The organism is Ruegeria sp. C12, from assembly GCF_056537745.1.
This window is the reverse complement of sequence record NZ_JBQFSA010000004.1, coordinates 131,270-149,720: the sequence shown is the minus strand read 5'-3', so window position 1 is coordinate 149,720 and position 18,451 is coordinate 131,270. Positions and strand designations below refer to the sequence as shown.

The following is an 18,451-nucleotide window of genomic DNA, read 5'->3' as shown; positions in this document are numbered from 1 at the left end:
GCTGCCCTTTCTCCCGTCCCCCCTTCCGCAAGATTTGAGGTAACAAATGAACCAGGAAATCACCAACAACCCGTTCAACCCGCTGACGCCCCCGAAGGTCTTTGACGAGATCAAGGTCTCGCTGGCGTCGCCCGAGCGGATCCTGTCTTGGTCCTACGGCGAGATCAAGAAACCCGAAACCATCAACTACCGGACGTTCAAGCCTGAACGTGACGGTCTGTTCTGCGCGCGTATCTTTGGCCCGATCAAAGATTACGAATGTCTGTGCGGCAAATATAAGCGGATGAAATATCGCGGCGTTGTCTGCGAGAAATGCGGTGTGGAAGTCACCCTGCAAAAAGTCCGCCGCGAGCGTATGGGCCACATCGAACTGGCCGCGCCCGTTGCGCATATCTGGTTCCTGAAATCGCTGCCGTCCCGCATCGGTCTGATGCTGGACATGACGCTGCGCGATCTGGAACGCGTTCTGTACTTTGAAAACTATGTCGTCATCGAGCCCGGTCTGACCGACCTGACCTATGGCCAGATGCTGACTGAAGAAGAGTACATGGACGCACAGGATGCCTATGGCATGGACGCGTTCACCGCGAACATCGGTGCAGAAGCCATCCGCGAGATGCTGGCCCAGATCGATCTGGAAGCCGAAGCCGAGCAGCTGCGCGCTGATCTGGCCGAAGCAACCGGCGAGCTGAAGCCCAAGAAGATCATCAAGCGTCTAAAGGTTGTTGAATCCTTCCTCGAGTCGGGCAACCGTCCCGAATGGATGGTGATGACCGTGATCCCGGTTATTCCGCCGGAACTGCGTCCGCTGGTGCCGCTGGATGGTGGCCGTTTTGCGACTTCGGATCTGAACGATCTGTATCGCCGCGTCATCAACCGGAACAACCGTCTGAAGCGTCTGATCGAACTGCGCGCGCCTGACATCATCGTCCGCAACGAAAAGCGGATGCTGCAGGAATCCGTGGATGCTCTGTTCGACAACGGCCGTCGTGGCCGCGTGATCACCGGCGCCAACAAGCGTCCGCTGAAATCGCTGTCGGACATGCTGAAAGGTAAGCAGGGTCGCTTCCGTCAGAACCTTCTGGGGAAACGCGTCGACTTCTCGGGCCGTTCGGTCATTGTGACCGGTCCGGAGCTTAAGCTGCATCAGTGTGGTCTGCCCAAGAAGATGGCGCTGGAATTGTTCAAGCCGTTCATCTACTCGCGCCTTGAAGCCAAGGGTCTGTCTTCGACCGTGAAACAGGCGAAGAAACTGGTCGAGAAAGAGCGTCCCGAAGTGTGGGATATCCTCGACGAGGTGATCCGCGAACATCCTGTCATGCTGAACCGTGCGCCGACGCTGCACCGTCTTGGCATTCAGGCGTTCGAGCCGGTCCTGATCGAAGGTAAAGCCATCCAGCTGCACCCGCTGGTCTGTTCGGCCTTTAACGCCGATTTCGACGGGGACCAGATGGCCGTTCACGTTCCGCTGAGCCTTGAGGCGCAGCTGGAAGCGCGTGTTCTGATGATGTCGACGAACAACGTTCTGTCGCCTGCAAACGGCGCGCCCATTATTGTTCCGTCGCAGGATATGATCCTGGGTCTCTACTATGTGACTCTGGAACGCGAAGGCATGCCGGGCGAAGGCAAGGTGTTCGGTTCGATCGACGAAGTTCAGCACGCGCTGGACGCCGGTGAGGTGCATCTGCACACCAAAATCACCGCGCGGATCACGCAGATCGACGACGAAGGCAACGAAGTTCAGAAGCGTTACGAAACCACTCCGGGCCGTCTGCGTCTGGGTGCCTTGCTGCCGATGAACAACAAAGCGCCGTTCGAGCTGGTCAACCGCCTGCTGCGGAAGAAAGAAGTGCAGCAGGTGATCGACACTGTCTACCGCTATTGCGGTCAGAAAGAGTCGGTTATCTTCTGTGACCAGATCATGTCGATGGGCTTCAAAGAGGCGTTCAAGGCGGGCATCTCGTTCGGTAAGGACGACATGGTCATCCCGGATGACAAGTGGGGCATCGTTGATGACACTCGCGGTCAGGTGAAGGACTTTGAACAGCAGTACATGGACGGCCTGATCACCCAGGGCGAAAAGTACAACAAAGTCGTCGATGCATGGTCGAAGTGTAACGACCGCGTCACCGAAGCCATGATGTCGACGATTTCGTCGTCGGATCGGGCAGAGGACGGCTCCGAGCAGGAACCGAACTCGGTCTACATGATGGCCCACTCGGGTGCGCGTGGCTCGGTCACTCAGATGAAACAGCTGGGCGGTATGCGCGGCCTGATGGCCAAGCCGAACGGTGACATCATCGAGACGCCGATCATCTCGAACTTTAAAGAAGGTCTGACCGTTCTCGAGTACTTCAACTCGACCCACGGTGCACGTAAGGGTCTGTCGGATACCGCTCTGAAGACGGCGAACTCGGGTTACCTGACCCGTCGTCTGGTGGACGTGGCGCAAGACTGTATCGTTCGTGAGATCGACTGTGGTACAGAACGCGCGATCACTGCCGAAGCCGCTGTGAACGACGGTGAGGTTGTCGCCTCGCTGGCCGAACGTGTGCTGGGCCGTGTCGCTGCTGACGATGTTCTGCGTCCGGGCACCGATGAGGTGATCGTGGCCGCAGGTCAGTTGATCGACGAACGCATGGCGGACACCATCGATGAAGCCGGTGTTGCCTCGATGCGCATCCGCTCGCCTCTGACCTGTGAGTCCGAGGAAGGCGTTTGTGCCACCTGCTACGGTCGTGACCTTGCTCGCGGCACTATGGTGAACACGGGTGAGGCTGTCGGCATCATCGCCGCCCAGTCCATCGGTGAACCCGGTACGCAGCTGACGATGCGGACCTTCCACATCGGTGGTGTTGCCCAAGGTGGTCAGCAGTCGTTCCAGGAAGCCAACCAGGAAGGCGTTGTCGCGTTCGAGAACCCGCAGATTCTGGTCAATGCCGCAGGTGAAAGCCTGGTCATGGGCCGGAACATGAAGCTGGTGATCAACGACGAGCACGGCGAAGAGCGTGCCAGCTTCAAGCTGGGCTACGGTTCCAAGCTGTTCGTCAAGGACGGCACCAAAGTGGCCCGTGGCGAAAAGCTGTTCGAATGGGACCCGTACACCCTGCCGATCATCGCCGAGAAAGCCGGTACCGCGAAATATGTCGATCTGGTTTCGGGCCTTGCCGTCCGCGACGAGACTGACGAAGCAACCGGCATGACCCAGAAGATCGTGATCGACTGGCGCGCCGCCCCCAAAGGCAGCGACCTCAAGCCCGAGATCATTCTGGTCGGTGAAGATGGCGAGCCGGTCCGCAACGATGCGGGCAACCCGGTTCACTATCCGATGTCGGTGGATGCGATCCTGTCGGTCGAAGACGGTCAGCAGGTCGAAGCCGGTGACGTTGTCGCGCGTATCCCGCGTGAAGGTGCCAAGACCAAGGACATCACCGGTGGTCTGCCGCGTGTGGCCGAACTGTTCGAAGCCCGTCGCCCGAAAGATCACGCGATCATCGCAGAAGCCGATGGTTACGTGCGCTTTGGCCGCGACTACAAGAACAAGCGTCGCATCAGCATCGAACCGGCTGACGAGTCCATGGAGACCATCGAGTACATGGTGCCCAAGGGCAAGCACATCCCGGTCGCCGAAGGGGACTTCATCCAGAAGGGTGAATACCTGATGGACGGTAACCCGGCTCCGCATGACATCCTGTCCATCATGGGTGTTGAAGCGCTGGCGGATTACATGATCGACGAGGTGCAGGACGTCTATCGTCTGCAGGGCGTGAAGATCAACGACAAGCACATCGAGGTCATCGTGCGCCAGATGCTGCAAAAGTGGGAGATCCTGGATTCAGGCGACACCACCCTGCTGAAAGGCGAGCATGTCGACAAGCAAGAGTTCGACGCGGCCAACGAGAAGACCCTCTCGCGTGGTGGTCGTCCGGCACAGGGCGAGCCGATCCTGTTGGGGATCACCAAAGCCTCGCTGCAGACGCGTTCGTTCATCTCGGCGGCCTCGTTCCAGGAAACCACCCGCGTTCTGACCGAGGCTTCGGTTCAGGGCAAGAAGGACAAGCTGGTTGGCCTGAAAGAGAACGTCATCGTCGGACGTCTGATCCCCGCCGGTACCGGTGGTGCAACTCAGGCCGTCCGCCACATCGCGCAGTCGCGTGACAACGTGGTCATCGAAGCCCGTCGGGAAGAAGCCGAAGCCGCCGCTGCTCTGGCCGCCCCGGCATTCGACGACGACATGGTGGGGGATGAGCTGGACGTTCTGGTGGAAACCCCGGAAAGCCGCGAGTAAGTTTCGCTTAAGACAATTGAAAAAGGCCCCGCGATTGCGCGGGGCCTTTTTTTGTTCAGTGCGCCGACACCTATAGCAACGGCATTCTTGGAAGGTCGGTTGGATCAGGTACGGCTCCGGCTGCCGCAATAAGCGAACAGTTCTGCCAGCTGTTGTAACGGGCGAATAGACGGCAATATTCGGCTGTAATCAAAATGACCTCACATTTTTGGGATTTTTTTTGAGAAAAGCGGGCGATTTGCGTCGAGTGTGGGCAAATACGCCGTGCCCGGTGCAGCCTGCGGCTGTATCGGGTGCCAATCAGTTTACAGGTGCTGCGGGTTTTGGATAGGCCCTTTTGGCCTGGACAGGTGTCTCCCCACACCACCGTCATGCTGGGCGAGATCATTGATTGATGAGTTGACATTTCAGCGACCTGAAAGACCAATGCCCAAAAGCATTTGTATTTGGATCAGACCAGAATGACCCCCAATGTCAGAGGTGCCCTGTTGATGATGGGCAGCATGATGGCCTTTACCGTCAACGACACTCTGGTGAAGGTTGCGCTGCAGGACCTGCCTTTGTTCCAATTGATTGCCATGCGAGGTGTGCTGGCGACGGTGCTGATCTATCTGCTGGGCCGGCATCTTGGGGCGCTGCATCTGAACTTTCCGCGGCATGACAAAATTCTGGTTGCCCTGCGGTGTCTGACAGAATTGTCGGCCACTTTCTTCTTTCTGGCGGCCTTGAAAAACATGCCGCTGGCGAATGTGACGGCGGTTTTGCAGGCGTTGCCGCTGACCGTGACGCTGGGGGCGGCGCTGTTTTTCAATGAAAGCATCGGTTGGCGGCGGATGATCGCCATTGCGATTGGGTTCGCCGGAATGCTGCTGATCGTCCGCCCGGGGCCCGAGGGGTTCAACTTGTATGCGGTCTATGCGCTGATTGCGATGCTGTCGGTTACTGTGCGCGATCTGATTACGCGGCGCATGTCGGCACAAGTGCCTTCGATGGTGGTCACTCTGGCGACGTCATTGTCGATCACGGTGACGGCGGCGATCATCTCGGTGTTCGAAGGCTGGGTGCCGGTCGCACATGTAACCGGTGGGTTGGTGGCGGCTGCGGCCGTGTTTGTTCTGATGGGATATACGTTCAGCGTGATGGTCATGCGGGTGGGCGAGGTCGGATTTGTCGCCCCGTTCCGCTATTCCAGCCTGCTATGGGCGCTGGGTCTGGGCTGGCTTGTCTTTGGGGATTGGCCGGACAGCGTCACGCTGATGGGTGCGGCCTTGGTTGTCGTGGCGGGGCTGTTCACCCTGCTACGCGAGCGGTCGCTTCAATCGGACGACTGAACCTGCCGCAGAGCATCCGGATCAATCGCAAAACGCTGGCGTAGAATCTGTTCATCGGCGGGCCGGACAGGCGTCAGGTCATTCAGGTTTTTCCGGGCCTGAGGCGAGTCGTTATGCGCATGCAGTGCGCGCACCCACATCGGGCTGTCCGGCAGGGTGACGACCGGCATGACGCGGCTGATCTTGTTGTGGGTGAAGTTCATGATGGATTTTGGGTTGCCTGCCGCGACATACAAGCCCAAACCGGCCGTGACCAAAGGCCGGTGAATCTGCGCCGTAAAGACGCCCGCATCCCCGGAATGCAGCAGATAGCCGCTATTGAAATCGATGCCCACCGTGTCGTGCAGTTTCAGGGTTCCGCCGCAATCCTGCGCCGCCACTCGCAAGCGTTGGACAAAATCGATGGCAATGGCGTCGTCATCGTCGTGGCGGAATTGCAGGCAGGGCAGGTCCGGGTGCTTTCGCGCTGCATTCAGCACCTCTTGCATGACTTTGCGGTGCCGCTTTGGCGGTTTCGGGATGATCTGCACCTGCGGCAGGTCTTGCGTGATGTCGCGTAGCCGGTGCAGAGCCGGTTCGGGCAGACACTCGCCGACAACGATCAGAAACTGGAAACGCTCATCCGTCTGGTGCCGCAGACCGGGCAGGGCCAACGTTTCGAAAAGGTGCAAGCGCTGCTCCAACCTGACCGGGTCATAGAGAAAACGCCGCCGATCCTCGATCGTGTCATGCATGACTTGAAAGCCGCCAATGGCAGGGTATGAAAACCGACACAGACCGATAACCTGCATCATGGCCGGTCGTCCGGTTTTTTGCTATGGGCTTCCCGCACGGCATCGGAGTCGATAGCAAAGCGGGCGATGAATTCCCCGGCTTGCTGCGACGTCAGTGGGCGAAGTTCGGTCTTGTCTGTCCGCGCATGGGGCGAGTCGTTGAACCCGTTCAGCCCGCGCACCCACATCGGCGCATCAGGTTGGCTGATCACCGGCATGAACCGGGCCAATCGGTTGTGCAATCGGTCGAATATGGTTCTGCTGCTGCCGCCCTGAACAAACATCCCAAGGCCGACGGCCAACAGCGAGCGCATGACGGCGGTGGCCCGAATCCCACCCGGCCCAAACCGCGCCAGATAGCCTGAGTTGAAGTCGATCCCGACACTCTCATACCGTTGCATCAGGCCTGCGTTGTCGTTCGCCGTCCGGCGCAGCCGTTCGACAAAATCCACCGAGACCGCGTCGTCGTCATCATTTCGGAACTGTATGCAGGGTTGATCCGGCGTCTGGCGTGCGGTGTTCAGAACGTCGCGAACCACAGCTTTGTGCGGCGCGGGGTCCTTCTGGACAATGCGGATCTGGGGCACGTCGGACGTGACGTCTTGCAGTCGTTCAAGAAAGGGTTTGGGCAAACAGGTTCCGGTCAGCAGGATCAGATCGAAATCCGGGTCGGTCTGTTCGCGAAAACAGGGCAGGGTGGTGGTTTCAAACAGGCGGAACCGTTCTTCCAGCCGGGCGGGGCTGTATAGGTGGGCCCTCCGGTCCTCGACCGTGTCATGCAGGATCTGAAAGCCGTCAGTGGCGGGAAAGGAAAAACGGCACAGGCCGAGGATTTGCATGATTCACCCGCTGGGACATCCGATGCGGCGACTATGCCCGCGCATCCGATGGGCTGCAACGAATAGAACGATTGCCAAACCGGAGCAAGCCCTGATAAATCGCCGCGATACGGCCAGTTGACCTGTGGGCCGGGTGCGCTGTTGACACTTGGGCCGACTCCCCTTAATACGCGCGACATCTCGGTACCGGGGGCCGCCCCATAACCGATTTCAGTAATGAACTGGTCAAGGCCCGGACAATTTTGCCGTTCGCGCCCTCTGATAACCAACCGCGACGTTCACCTCGGAATGGGAACGCTCGCGGGTTTTGCGCTTGTGGACGCATGAGTGCAGCAAATTTAACCGCACGCAACCCGCGTGCATGTCATGTGTGTTGCAAAACGGGGAAGAAACCGGAATGCCAACTATTCAACAGCTGATCCGCAAGCCGCGGCAGCCCAAAGTAAAACGCTCGAAGTCCATGCACCTGGAGCAGTGCCCGCAGAAACGCGGCGTCTGCACACGTGTTTACACCACCACACCGAAGAAACCGAACTCGGCTATGCGTAAGGTTGCCAAGGTACGCCTGACCAACGGGTTCGAGGTGATCTCGTACATCCCCGGTGAAAGCTACAACCTGCAGGAACACTCGGTTGTTCTGATCCGTGGCGGCCGTGTGAAAGACCTTCCCGGTGTGCGTTACCACATCCTGCGCGGTGTTCTGGATACTCAGGGCGTCAAAGACCGTAAGCAACGCCGTTCGAAATACGGCGCGAAGCGTCCCAAGTAAGAAGGAGAGGCTGATATGTCACGTCGTCACGCCGCCGAAAAACGCGAAGTCCTGCCTGACGCCAAATTTGGCGACAAGGTTCTGACCAAATTCATGAACAACCTGATGATCGACGGCAAGAAGTCGGTCGCAGAGCGCATCGTCTACAACGCGTTTGACCGCGTTGAGAACAAGATCAAGCGCGCACCGGTCGAAGTGTTCCACGAAGCGCTCGACAACATCAAACCGTCGGTCGAGGTTCGCTCGCGCCGGGTTGGTGGTGCAACCTATCAGGTTCCGGTCGAAGTCCGCCCCGAGCGCCGCGAAGCTCTGGCCATCCGCTGGCTGATCACCGCTGCCCGTGGCCGCAACGAAAACACCATGGAAGAACGCCTCGCCGGTGAACTGCTGGACGCTGTACAGTCCCGCGGTACTGCCGTGAAGAAGCGCGAAGACACCCACAAGATGGCCGAGGCGAACAAAGCCTTCAGCCACTACCGTTGGTAATTCAGAGGCTTATCAAAAATGGCACGCGAATATCCGCTCGAACTGTACCGTAACTTCGGTATCATGGCGCACATCGACGCAGGTAAGACCACCTGCTCGGAGCGTATCCTGTATTACACTGGTAAATCCCACAACATCGGTGAGGTGCACGACGGTGCAGCCACCATGGACTGGATGGAGCAGGAGCAGGAACGCGGCATCACCATCACTTCGGCTGCGACCACCACTTTCTGGGAACGCACCGAGGACGGTCAGACCGCCGATACCCCCAAGCACCGCCTGAACATCATCGACACCCCCGGCCACGTTGACTTCACCATCGAAGTTGAACGCTCGCTGGCGGTTCTCGACGGTGCCGTCTGCGTTCTGGACGCGAACGCCGGTGTTGAGCCCCAGACCGAAACCGTGTGGCGTCAGGCTGACCGCTACAAGGTTCCGCGTATGGTTTTCGTCAACAAGATGGACAAGATCGGCGCAGACTTCTTTAACTGCGTTCGCATGATCGAAGACCGCACCGGCGCACGTGCTGTTCCGGTTGGTATTCCGATCGGCGCCGAGTCCGAGCTGGAAGGTCTGATCGACCTGGTCACCATGGAAGAGTGGCTGTGGCAGGGCGAAGATCTGGGCGCAAGCTGGATCAAAGCACCGATCCGCGACAGCCTGAAAGACATGGCTGACGAATGGCGCGGCAAGATGATCGAAGCGGCCGTCGAAATGGACGACGACGCGATGATGGAATACCTGGAAGGCAATGAGCCCGACGTTGAGACCCTGCGCGCCCTGCTGCGCAAAGGTACGCTGGACATCGCGTTCGTTCCGGTTCTGGGTGGGTCTGCGTTCAAGAACAAAGGCGTTCAGCCGCTGCTCAACGCTGTGATCGACTATCTGCCCAGCCCGCTGGATGTTGTCGATTACATGGGCTTCAAGCCCGGCGACGAGGAAGAAGTTCGTGACATCGCCCGTCGTGCAGACGACGAGATGGCCTTCTCGGGTCTGGCGTTCAAAATCATGAACGACCCGTTTGTAGGCTCGCTGACCTTTACCCGGATCTACTCGGGCACCATGAACAAGGGTGACTCGATCCTGAACTCGACCAAAGGTAAGAAAGAGCGCATCGGTCGTATGATGATGATGCACTCGAACAACCGGGAAGAGATCGAAGAAGCGTTTGCAGGCGACATCATCGCGCTGGCGGGTCTGAAAGACACCACCACCGGTGACACCCTGTGTGATGCGAAGGATCCGGTGGTTCTGGAAACCATGACCTTCCCAGATCCGGTGATCGAGATCGCAGTTGAGCCCAAAACCAAGGGCGACCAAGAGAAAATGTCCCAGGGTCTGGCCCGTCTGGCCGCCGAAGACCCGTCCTTCCGTGTGGAAACTGACCTGGAATCGGGTCAGACCATCATGAAGGGTATGGGCGAACTTCACCTGGACATCCTGGTTGACCGTCTGAAGCGCGAGTTCAAGGTTGAAGCGAACATTGGTGCACCGCAGGTGGCCTATCGTGAAACCATCTCGATGCCGGTCGAGCACACCTACACCCACAAGAAACAGTCGGGTGGTTCGGGTCAGTTCGGCGAAGTTAAGCTGGAGATCCAGCCGACAGAGCCGGGCGAAGGTTATTCCTTTGAGTCCCGCATCGTTGGTGGTGCCGTTCCGAAGGAATACATCCCGGGTGTTGAAAAAGGCATCAACTCGGTCATGGATAGCGGCCCGCTGGCTGGTTTCCCTGTGATCGACTTCAAGGTTGCCCTGCTGGACGGTAAGTTCCACGACGTTGACTCGAGCGTTCTTGCGTTCGAAATCGCGGCCCGTATGTGTATGCGTGAAGGCATGCGCAAAGCTGGCGCGAAACTGCTGGAACCGATCATGAAGGTCGAAGTGATCACCCCGGAAGAATACACCGGCGGTATCATCGGCGACCTGACCTCGCGTCGTGGCCAGGTGTCTGGTCAGGAACCGCGCGGCAACGCGATCGCGATCGACGCGTTCGTTCCGCTGGCGAACATGTTTGGCTACATCAACACTCTGCGTTCGATGTCGTCGGGCCGTGCCCAGTTCACCATGCAGTTCGACCACTACGATCCGGTTCCGCAGAACATCTCGGACGAGATCCAGGCGAAATACGCGTAAGCGAAGATTTGAGGGAGCTCCGGTCAGGGGCTCCCTTCATTACCGAAAAAGGAGGCCATCATGGCAAAGGAAAAGTTTGAGCGTAATAAGCCGCACGTCAACATCGGCACGATTGGCCACGTTGACCACGGCAAGACCACGCTGACCGCAGCAATCACCAAGTATTTCGGTGACTTCAAAGCGTATGACCAGATTGACGGTGCGCCGGAAGAAAAAGCGCGCGGCATCACCATCTCGACCGCCCACGTGGAATACGAGACCGACAACCGCCACTACGCGCACGTCGACTGCCCCGGCCACGCCGACTACGTCAAGAACATGATCACCGGTGCCGCTCAGATGGACGGCGCGATCCTGGTTGTGAACGCAGCTGACGGCCCGATGCCGCAGACGCGTGAGCACATCCTGCTGGGCCGCCAGGTTGGCATCCCGAAGATGGTCGTGTTCATGAACAAAGTGGACCAGGTTGACGACGAAGAGCTGCTGGAACTGGTGGAAATGGAAATCCGCGAGCTGCTGTCTTCGTATGAATACCCCGGCGACGATATTCCGATCGTTGCAGGTTCGGCTCTGGCCGCGATGGAAGGCAACAACCCGGAAATCGGCGAAGAGAAGATCAAGGAACTGATGGCGGCTGTTGATGACTACATCGACACCCCCGAGCGTGCTGTTGACCAGCCGTTCCTGATGCCGATCGAAGACGTGTTCTCGATCTCGGGCCGTGGTACCGTTGTGACCGGTCGTGTTGAGCGTGGCGTGATCAACGTTGGCGACGAGATCGAAATCGTCGGCATCCGCGACACCAGCAAAACCACCTGCACCGGCGTTGAAATGTTCCGCAAGCTGCTGGACCGCGGTGAAGCGGGCGACAACATCGGCGCCCTGCTGCGCGGTGTGGATCGTGACGGTGTTGAGCGTGGCCAGGTTCTGTGTAAACCGGGTTCGGTTACACCGCACACCAAGTTCGAAGCCGAAGCCTACATCCTGACCAAGGAAGAAGGCGGTCGTCACACCCCGTTCTTCGCGAACTACCGTCCGCAGTTCTACTTCCGTACGACTGACGTGACCGGCACCGTGACCCTGGCCGAAGGCACCGAGATGGTCATGCCCGGCGACAACGTGTCGTTCGGCGTTGAGCTGATCGCACCCATCGCGATGGAAAACGGCCTGCGTTTCGCCATCCGCGAAGGCGGTCGCACCGTCGGCGCCGGCGTTGTGTCGAAGATCATCGAGTAAGTCGGCTCTGCCGACTGGTGGGCGGCAGTTGCTCCGCAGGAGCAATGAGAGCCCACCCCGTTGAACTAGCGAAGGCCGTCCCACATGGGGCGGCCTTTTTAATTGAGTTTAAATTTTCCACCTACATACTTTTACGTCTCCAAGAACACTTTTCGCGGTTGCCAAAAATATCCATGCACCTTTAGCTGATACAACAACCATGCTCTAAGTAACTTCAGATATGTTAGATGTTTGATAAAAAAGCTAAAAAGATACTGTTCGATCAATACTGGAAAGCCGGGTGGAAAGGAAAAGATGCTGGGGCTTCGGACGCAGCTGATATCGAATACGCGAAATCAAAAGGATTTTGGTTCGATCCGGTAATCGTTCAACATGACGTAATCGTTGAGGAATTGGTAGCGCATTGCAAGACACTGGCACCAAAACGAATAGGAGATTCTTTCCTCGCAAGCCTTAGTTCGCGAAGGCTGGAGTTGCGCTCTGCCCTTGGTAGCTACGGATACGCTTCTAACCTTCCTGAACATAAGATTTTGTCCAGCCCAAGATCGCTTGCTCCTTCTGGTGCCGAATTCTGCCACATCTGCGGTGAGCACAGCTTTCCTGAACCAAAGTTAGAAGATTTGAATGTTCTGAATTTTGAGCGACACAAATGGGGCGGCGTTAGGCATGGGCAGGCACTTTACGCTTGGTTTGATTTAACCCGTTTCGAAAGCGACGAGATGCTTGAGCCGTGTCAAACCGATTTAGACATAATGCGCCAGATACTTGAGGTTGCCAGTGGGCTTGCGGATGATGCAAGGCCAAGTGCATTGGCTCGAGCATTGTCGGGTGTTGTTAAGTCGAATGAATACGAACGGCGGGTTCTGATAGAGGTCTTGAGCAAGAGCGGAATTCTTCAACCCAAAAATGAAAGTGGGTTCTTTGGTGAATTCACGTTCGCAGTGGACCAACGTCCAGGAGACGAGCATTCAAACGATTGGGGTTATCCTGCAGTGTGGTGGCGAGGGGCAGATGGTGTAAATCTCACTGCTGTGGAACGTTATTTTCCAGATGTCCTTTGAGTTGGTTGTGGACTCGATCACTGGTAAAGTGTGTAGTTGGGGGCAAGCCAACAAACCCCTTGCCAAACCCCTCCAACCCCACTAATACGCGCGAGTTCTCAACAAGAACATCAAGGCGGGGTGATTCCCGCCTTTTGGGTTCGAAGAGGGTTGGCGATGCGCGCTTGTCCTCCTCTCAACCTCAACGCCTGATAAAAGGCTGTTAAAATGCAAAGCCAAAACATCCGTATTCGGCTGAAGGCATTTGACTATCGCGTTCTGGATGCCAGCACGCAAGAGATCGTCAACACTGCCAAGCGGACCGGCGCGAACGTGCGCGGCCCGATCCCGCTGCCGAACAAGATTGAGAAGTTCACGGTTCTCCGTGGCCCTCACGTTGACAAGAAATCCCGCGACCAGTTCGAGATCCGCACGCACAAGCGTCTGCTCGACATCGTTGATCCGACCCCCCAGACCGTTGACGCGCTGATGAAGCTCGACCTCGCTGCTGGTGTGGACGTCGAGATCAAGCTGCAGTCGTAAGATCGGAGGGTATAGATTATGCGCTCTGGTATTATCGCAAAAAAAGTTGGCATGACCCGCCTGTTCATGGAAGACGGCAAGCAGATTCCTGTGACCGTTCTTCACCTGGACAACCTGCAGGTCGTTGCACAGCGTACCGCTGACAAAGACGGCTACACCGCCGTTCAGCTGGGCGCCGGTGCTGCCAAGGCAAAACGCACCTCGAAAGCCATGCGCGGTCACTACGCCGCTGCAAAGGTTGAGCCCAAGCGTAAGCTGGCCGAGTTCCGCGTCTCCGAAGATGGCCTGATCGAAGTGGGCGCCGAGATTTCGGCAGAACACTTCCTGGAAGGTCAGAAAGTTGACGTGTCGGGCACCTCGATCGGTAAAGGCTTTGCCGGTGCGATGAAGCGCCACAACTTCGGTGGTCTGCGCGCCTCGCACGGTGTTTCGATCAGCCACCGTTCGCACGGTTCGACCGGTCAGTGTCAGGACCCGGGCAAGGTTTTCAAAGGCAAGAAGATGGCCGGTCACATGGGTGCTGCCCGTGTCACCACCCAGAACCTGGAGGTTGTCAAAACCGACGCCGACCGTGGTCTGGTCTTCATCAAAGGCGCCGTTCCCGGACCAAAATCGGGCTGGGTCACCGTCAAGGACGCCGTGAAGAAGAAAGCACCGGAAGGCCTGCCTTTCCCGGCTGCTGTGAAATCGGCTGCAACCGAAGCACCTGCGGAAGAAGCTCCCGCGGAAGGTGGTGAAGCATGAAACTTGATGTAATCAAACTGGACGGCGGCAAAGCCGGCGACATCGAGCTGAACGCCGATCTGTTCGGTCTCGAGCCTCGTGCGGACATCCTGCACCGTGTGGTCCGTTGGCAGCGCAACAACGCGCAGGCCGGCACCCACAAGGTAAAGACCCGCTCGGAAACCAGCTACTCGACCAAGAAGATCTATCGCCAGAAGGGCACCGGTGGCGCACGCCATGGTGACCGCAACGCGCCGATCTTCCGCAAGGGTGGTATCTACAAGGGCCCGACCCCGCGTTCGCACGGCCACGACCTGCCGAAGAAGTTCCGCAAGCTTGGCCTGCGCCACGCTCTGTCGGCCAAAGCCAAGGCAGGTGAACTGGTTGTGATCGAGAACGCCGAAGCCGAAGGCAAGACCGCCGCTCTGGCCAAACAGGTTGCAAACCTGGGCTGGAAACGCGCTCTGGTCATCGACGGCGCGACCGTGAACGAAGGGTTCCTGAAGGCGTCGCGCAACATCGAAGGTCTGGATATCCTGCCGTCGATGGGTGCAAACGTTTATGACATCCTCAAGCGTGACACTCTGGTGCTCACCAAAGCGGCTGTCGAAGCACTGGAGGCTCGTCTGAAATGAGCGCGAAGGCAGAACACTACGACGTGATCCGCAAGCCGATCATCACCGAAAAGTCGACCATGGCGTCCGAAAACGGCGCGGTTGTCTTTGAAGTGGCGATCGACAGCAACAAGCCGCAGATCAAAGAGGCCGTTGAGGCGCTGTTTGGTGTGAAGGTCAAAGCGGTGAACACCACCGTGACCAAAGGCAAGGTCAAGCGGTTCCGCGGCCAGCTGGGCCGTCGGAAAGACGTCAAAAAAGCATATGTGACCCTGGAAGAGGGCAACACCATCGACGTATCCACCGGTCTCTGATCGGAACGTCTTTGGAAAAGAACAGAACCCCCGCGAGAGCGGGGGTTTTTTCGTATGGCGGTGACACTGGAAATTGATCTCGCGACGTCGCGGCAATTCCATAAACCGCTTGCGATGCCGGAGTGTTCCTCTATCCGGTTGCAAACGTAATAAAATGGCAGGCGTATGACTCGACCCATAGATTCGACCCCGGGAAAACCGGAAATGGCCGCAGCGCGGGATTGGGTGACGACGCTGGCCAAATACCGTGAGCCGAACCAGATGCGCAGCGCATTCGAGCTTGGCGTCAGCATAGTTCCATTTTTTGCGCTATGGGCTTTGTCCTGGGCGCTTCTGTCGGTCAGCTATTGGCTGGCTTTTGCAATCTCGGTCCTCAATGCGGCCTTTTTGCTGCGCCTGTTTGCGATCCAGCATGATTGCGGGCACGGGGTGTTCTTCAGCAACCGGACGGTCAGTGACTGGGTCGGGCGGATTATCGGAGTGCTGACCCTGACCCCTTATGACGTCTGGCGCCGCACGCATTCCACGCATCACAACAGCTCGGGCAATCTGGACAAGCGCGGGATGGGCGATATCCACACCCTGACCGTGGCCGAGTATCAGGCGCTGAGCCCCTTAAACCGGCTTTGGTATCGTGTGTATCGTCACCCGATCACCTTGTTTGGCTTTGGGCCGGGCTATCTGTTTCTGCTCCAGAATCGCCTGCCGCTTGGTTTGACGGGGCACATGAAATTCTGGATCAGCGCGATGGCCACCAATCTGGCCATCCTGCTGGCATTGCTGGCCATCTACCACTTTGGCGGGCTGATGCCGTTGTTGCTGATTTTCCTGCCCTCGACCTTGCTGGCCGCAACAGCGGGTGTCTGGCCGTTTTACGTTCAGCATCAGTTCGAAGAGACGCAGTGGGATCCCGATAAGGACTGGCGACTGCACGAGGCCGCCCTGCACGGCAGTTCGCATTATATCCTGCCATCCGTTCTGCAATGGTTTAGTGCCAATATTGGCATCCATCACGTCCATCATCTGTACAGCCGCATTCCGTTCTACCGCCTGACCGAAGTGCTGCGGGACCATGACGAATTGGCAAACAGCAACCGAATGACCATCCGCGAGAGCTTTGCCAACGCCCGGTTGCACCTGTGGGACGAAAAAAGCCGCCGTCTTTTGTCTTTCGCCGAAGCCCGTGCGCTTTATGGATAATGGGTGGAGCGCAAGCGGAACGGCGTAATAAAGCACATGTGGCCCTGGGAACGCCGCGGTGAAACGTCTGGGAGTGGACATGAAAGTCGACCCAAAGAATGTACCCTTTGCTGTTAACTTGTTGCGCAACTGGCCCGCAAAACTGTGGGCGGTCAGGCTGCTGGATGCCCTGTCGAAACACCCGATAGCACCGCTTCCGGAGACGTATCAATGCCGCGAGATTCAGATTCTGCGCAGCGACGGCTCGGGCTCGGTCCGGACCCTTGTGATCTCGCCTAAAGCGCAGAAGGAACCCCTGCCTGTTGTCGTGCATCTACATGGCGGCGGATACCTGATCGGGACGCCGGAAAGCTCGTCGTTCAAACCGATCGCCAATCTGCTGAAAGCGACGGACGCCGTATTTGTGGTTCCCGATTATCGGCTGGCAAAGGATATGCCCTACCCGGCGGCGCATGACGATTGTTATGACGCGCTGGTGTGGGCGGCCCGCAATGCCCACGATATCGGCGGGCGGTCTGACCAGATCATTCTCGGCGGCGAAAGCGCCGGAGGCGGGCTGGTCCTGTCCACCGCCCTGCGCGCGCGCGACCGCGGTGAGGTCAATGTCGCGTTCCAGTTCCCGATCTGCCCGATGATCGACGATACCGAGGCCAACTGGACACCGGTCGCTCCGGCCGATCAAAGCTGGCCGCCATCGTTGAACCGATTTGGATGGGACCGGCTTTTGGGGGCAGGGCGACGGGGCGGCGCCGATGTGACCCCTTACGAGGCCCCGATCCGCACGAAAGATTGGTCCGGCCTGCCGCCAACCTTCACCTTTGTTGGCGAATGCGATCTGTTCCATGCCCAGACCTCAGCAATGGTCGAGGCGCTGCGCAACGCGGGCGTGGACGTGGTTTTCGACACGAGGCCGGGCGTTTACCACAGTATGGAGTTTTTTTCCGAGAACCAGCCCGTTTCGCAGGATATTCTGCGGTTTTATCGTGAGACTTTTATAGAGTTCACAGAGAAGTACTTTGCGCCACAGCCTGAAAGACCCGAGTGACAACAATGAAAACAAAACGCGCAGAATGACCAGAGATTCTCAGACGGTAAAGCAGGCCGACAACGCAGCGCCTATCCCGGCCCAGAAGTATCGGGTCGTTGGTACGCGAAAGTCGAAAACAGCTGTGTCTTCGCGCCATGTTCTTCGGCTGGCAGACGAAGGACCCGTGACACTCAGCCCTGAGGCTTTCGCGAACCTGCATATCCACCATATCGACGCAGAAAACTCCGAGGTGTTTTGGTGTCGTGTAAAGGATGAAGCTTCGCTGTCCGGCTACAGCTTTTACTATCAGGGCATTCGACAAAATGCGACTGAGGGGTACGCGGTTAAGTTTGGCAATCTCGGATCCTGGCAACGGCCGTTGACGGCGCGACCGGTTTTCATATTTTCGATTGGTCGCTGCGGATCGACGCTGTTTGCCAAGATATGTGATGCGGCTGGTCTTTTGACCTGGTCTGAACCGGACGCTCTAACCAATCTCGCGGGCAACCCGAAATTGCATCATCAGCCTGCGGATTTCCGAATGCTGACTCGGGTCGCTCTTGCAGATATCGCGGATAAAACCCGCTTGGCAGGGCAGAAAAGCATGGGCATAAAGCTGCGGTCAAACGTGACGCCATTCTGTGAAGACCTGTGCAGTCACCATCCGGAATCGGTATGCTTATTCCTGGTACGAGATCCCGTTTCCTGGGCCAGGTCCAGGCACAGGCTGTGGGGCGGGCGACCTGTAGGTTTGGCCCGGCGGTTAAGTGACATGGTTGAGTCCATGCGTCTGGCAAAAGCGCGTGGTCTGAAGATAAGTGTGATAAGCTATGGGGCACTGGTTGCTGATCCGCTGCGGCAAGCCGAGAGGATCGCGCAGGAAGTCGGGGAACTGGAAGTGGATCCTAGTCGGCTTGACGAGGTCATGAGCAGGGACTCGCAGCAAGGCACAACGATTGGGCGAGACGCCGGAAAAGAAATTGCCGAAGATTTCAATGCGCGGTTTGTTCGGGCCCTCCGAAACACGGCGCCTTGGTTGCTTGAACGAAAACCTGAACATTGGTTGGACTAGCACCTTGTTTCGGGCAATCGGCTCCGCTGCTTAGAAAAGTGCGCCTTTGCTGTGGACGGT

The 18,451-nt window shown here is 57.8% G+C and carries 16 protein-coding genes; 14 read left to right on the top strand and 2 right to left on the bottom strand.

From position 1 onward, the window contains the following. Positions 1-46: 46 nt before the first annotated feature. Together rpoC and ACR0C9_RS09955 are read left to right on the top strand one after the other, a co-directional pair. Entirely contained in the window at positions 47-4,288 is a 4,242-nt protein-coding gene (gene rpoC, locus ACR0C9_RS09960; RefSeq protein ID WP_480780921.1) for a DNA-directed RNA polymerase subunit beta', read from the top strand. Positions 4,289-4,749: 461 nt separating this feature from the next. Further along, complete coding sequence (locus ACR0C9_RS09955) at positions 4,750-5,619, top strand: DMT family transporter (RefSeq protein ID WP_480780920.1); 870 nt, start codon at positions 4,750-4,752, stop codon at positions 5,617-5,619. Here ACR0C9_RS09955 and ACR0C9_RS09950 read toward each other — a convergent pair. Then, on the bottom strand, positions 5,604-6,413 hold the full coding sequence (locus ACR0C9_RS09950; protein ID WP_480780919.1) for a putative rhamnosyl transferase: 810 nt from the start codon (positions 6,411-6,413) through the stop codon (positions 5,604-5,606). The two genes, ACR0C9_RS09955 and ACR0C9_RS09950, sit on opposite strands and share 16 nt — an antisense overlap. Next, positions 6,410-7,231 (bottom strand): putative rhamnosyl transferase, encoded by an 822-nt coding sequence (locus tag ACR0C9_RS09945; protein ID WP_480780918.1) that lies wholly within the window; start codon positions 7,229-7,231, stop codon positions 6,410-6,412. Before ACR0C9_RS09945 ends, ACR0C9_RS09950 begins: the two co-directional genes overlap by 4 nt. Positions 7,232-7,628: 397 nt before the next feature. Between ACR0C9_RS09945 and rpsL the strand changes: the two genes are divergently transcribed. The 12 genes from rpsL (at position 7,629) to ACR0C9_RS09885 (ending at position 18,391) form a co-directional block, all read left to right on the top strand. Beyond that, positions 7,629-8,000 (top strand): 30S ribosomal protein S12, encoded by a 372-nt coding sequence (gene rpsL, locus ACR0C9_RS09940; RefSeq protein WP_480780917.1) that lies wholly within the window; start codon positions 7,629-7,631, stop codon positions 7,998-8,000. Positions 8,001-8,015: 15 nt separating this feature from the next. Next, the gene (rpsG, locus tag ACR0C9_RS09935; RefSeq protein ID WP_039529242.1) at positions 8,016-8,486 is read left to right on the top strand and encodes a 30S ribosomal protein S7; all 471 of its coding nucleotides are present in this window, start codon (positions 8,016-8,018) and stop codon (positions 8,484-8,486) included. Positions 8,487-8,504: 18 nt separating this feature from the next. After that, entirely contained in the window at positions 8,505-10,622 is a 2,118-nt protein-coding gene (gene fusA / locus ACR0C9_RS09930; protein WP_480586628.1) for an elongation factor G, read from the top strand. Positions 10,623-10,682: 60 nt separating this feature from the next. Beyond that, entirely contained in the window at positions 10,683-11,858 is a 1,176-nt protein-coding gene (gene tuf / locus ACR0C9_RS09925; RefSeq protein WP_480780916.1) for an elongation factor Tu, read from the top strand. A gap of 227 nt (positions 11,859-12,085) precedes the next feature. Further along, positions 12,086-12,919, top strand: coding sequence for a hypothetical protein (locus tag ACR0C9_RS09920; RefSeq protein ID WP_480780915.1), 834 nt, complete (start codon positions 12,086-12,088; stop codon positions 12,917-12,919). A 207-nt stretch (positions 12,920-13,126) separates the two neighbouring features. Then, positions 13,127-13,441: a 30S ribosomal protein S10 gene (gene rpsJ, locus ACR0C9_RS09915; protein ID WP_008756422.1), complete on the top strand. Its 315-nt coding sequence runs from the start codon at positions 13,127-13,129 to the stop codon at positions 13,439-13,441. Positions 13,442-13,459: 18 nt separating this feature from the next. Further along, complete coding sequence (gene rplC / locus ACR0C9_RS09910; RefSeq protein WP_170351686.1) at positions 13,460-14,185, top strand: 50S ribosomal protein L3; 726 nt, start codon at positions 13,460-13,462, stop codon at positions 14,183-14,185. After that, positions 14,182-14,799 carry a 50S ribosomal protein L4 gene (gene rplD / locus ACR0C9_RS09905; RefSeq protein WP_155148664.1) on the top strand — a complete coding sequence of 206 codons (618 nt, stop codon included), beginning with the start codon at positions 14,182-14,184 and terminating at the stop codon, positions 14,797-14,799. The genes rplC and rplD overlap by 4 nt, the downstream gene beginning before the upstream one ends. After that, the gene (locus ACR0C9_RS09900) at positions 14,796-15,092 is read left to right on the top strand and encodes a 50S ribosomal protein L23 (protein ID WP_008757532.1); all 297 of its coding nucleotides are present in this window, start codon (positions 14,796-14,798) and stop codon (positions 15,090-15,092) included. Before rplD ends, ACR0C9_RS09900 begins: the two co-directional genes overlap by 4 nt. 165 nt (positions 15,093-15,257) lie before the next feature. Continuing rightward, entirely contained in the window at positions 15,258-16,292 is a 1,035-nt protein-coding gene (locus tag ACR0C9_RS09895; RefSeq protein WP_480780914.1) for a fatty acid desaturase, read from the top strand. A 79-nt stretch (positions 16,293-16,371) separates the two neighbouring features. Further along, on the top strand, positions 16,372-17,337 hold the full coding sequence (locus ACR0C9_RS09890; RefSeq protein ID WP_480780913.1) for an alpha/beta hydrolase: 966 nt from the start codon (positions 16,372-16,374) through the stop codon (positions 17,335-17,337). Then, positions 17,309-18,391 carry a hypothetical protein gene (locus tag ACR0C9_RS09885; protein ID WP_480780912.1) on the top strand — a complete coding sequence of 361 codons (1,083 nt, stop codon included), beginning with the start codon at positions 17,309-17,311 and terminating at the stop codon, positions 18,389-18,391. Before ACR0C9_RS09890 ends, ACR0C9_RS09885 begins: the two co-directional genes overlap by 29 nt. Positions 18,392-18,451 lie beyond the last annotated feature (60 nt).

What these genes read in the sequence shown, in the direction of transcription:
- rpoC (WP_480780921.1), top strand. Translation starts at nt 47, where the DNA reads ATGAACCAGGAAATCACCAACAACCCGTTCAACCCGCTGACGCCCCCG.
- ACR0C9_RS09955 (WP_480780920.1), top strand. Translation starts at nt 4,750, where the DNA reads ATGACCCCCAATGTCAGAGGTGCCCTGTTGATGATGGGCAGCATGATG.
- ACR0C9_RS09950 (WP_480780919.1), bottom strand. Translation starts at nt 6,413, where the DNA reads ATGATGCAGGTTATCGGTCTGTGTCGGTTTTCATACCCTGCCATTGGC.
- ACR0C9_RS09945 (WP_480780918.1), bottom strand. Translation starts at nt 7,231, where the DNA reads ATGCAAATCCTCGGCCTGTGCCGTTTTTCCTTTCCCGCCACTGACGGC.
- rpsL (WP_480780917.1), top strand. Translation starts at nt 7,629, where the DNA reads ATGCCAACTATTCAACAGCTGATCCGCAAGCCGCGGCAGCCCAAAGTA.
- rpsG (WP_039529242.1), top strand. Translation starts at nt 8,016, where the DNA reads ATGTCACGTCGTCACGCCGCCGAAAAACGCGAAGTCCTGCCTGACGCC.
- fusA (WP_480586628.1), top strand. Translation starts at nt 8,505, where the DNA reads ATGGCACGCGAATATCCGCTCGAACTGTACCGTAACTTCGGTATCATG.
- tuf (WP_480780916.1), top strand. Translation starts at nt 10,683, where the DNA reads ATGGCAAAGGAAAAGTTTGAGCGTAATAAGCCGCACGTCAACATCGGC.
- ACR0C9_RS09920 (WP_480780915.1), top strand. Translation starts at nt 12,086, where the DNA reads ATGTTTGATAAAAAAGCTAAAAAGATACTGTTCGATCAATACTGGAAA.
- rpsJ (WP_008756422.1), top strand. Translation starts at nt 13,127, where the DNA reads ATGCAAAGCCAAAACATCCGTATTCGGCTGAAGGCATTTGACTATCGC.
- rplC (WP_170351686.1), top strand. Translation starts at nt 13,460, where the DNA reads ATGCGCTCTGGTATTATCGCAAAAAAAGTTGGCATGACCCGCCTGTTC.
- rplD (WP_155148664.1), top strand. Translation starts at nt 14,182, where the DNA reads ATGAAACTTGATGTAATCAAACTGGACGGCGGCAAAGCCGGCGACATC.
- ACR0C9_RS09900 (WP_008757532.1), top strand. Translation starts at nt 14,796, where the DNA reads ATGAGCGCGAAGGCAGAACACTACGACGTGATCCGCAAGCCGATCATC.
- ACR0C9_RS09895 (WP_480780914.1), top strand. Translation starts at nt 15,258, where the DNA reads ATGACTCGACCCATAGATTCGACCCCGGGAAAACCGGAAATGGCCGCA.
- ACR0C9_RS09890 (WP_480780913.1), top strand. Translation starts at nt 16,372, where the DNA reads ATGAAAGTCGACCCAAAGAATGTACCCTTTGCTGTTAACTTGTTGCGC.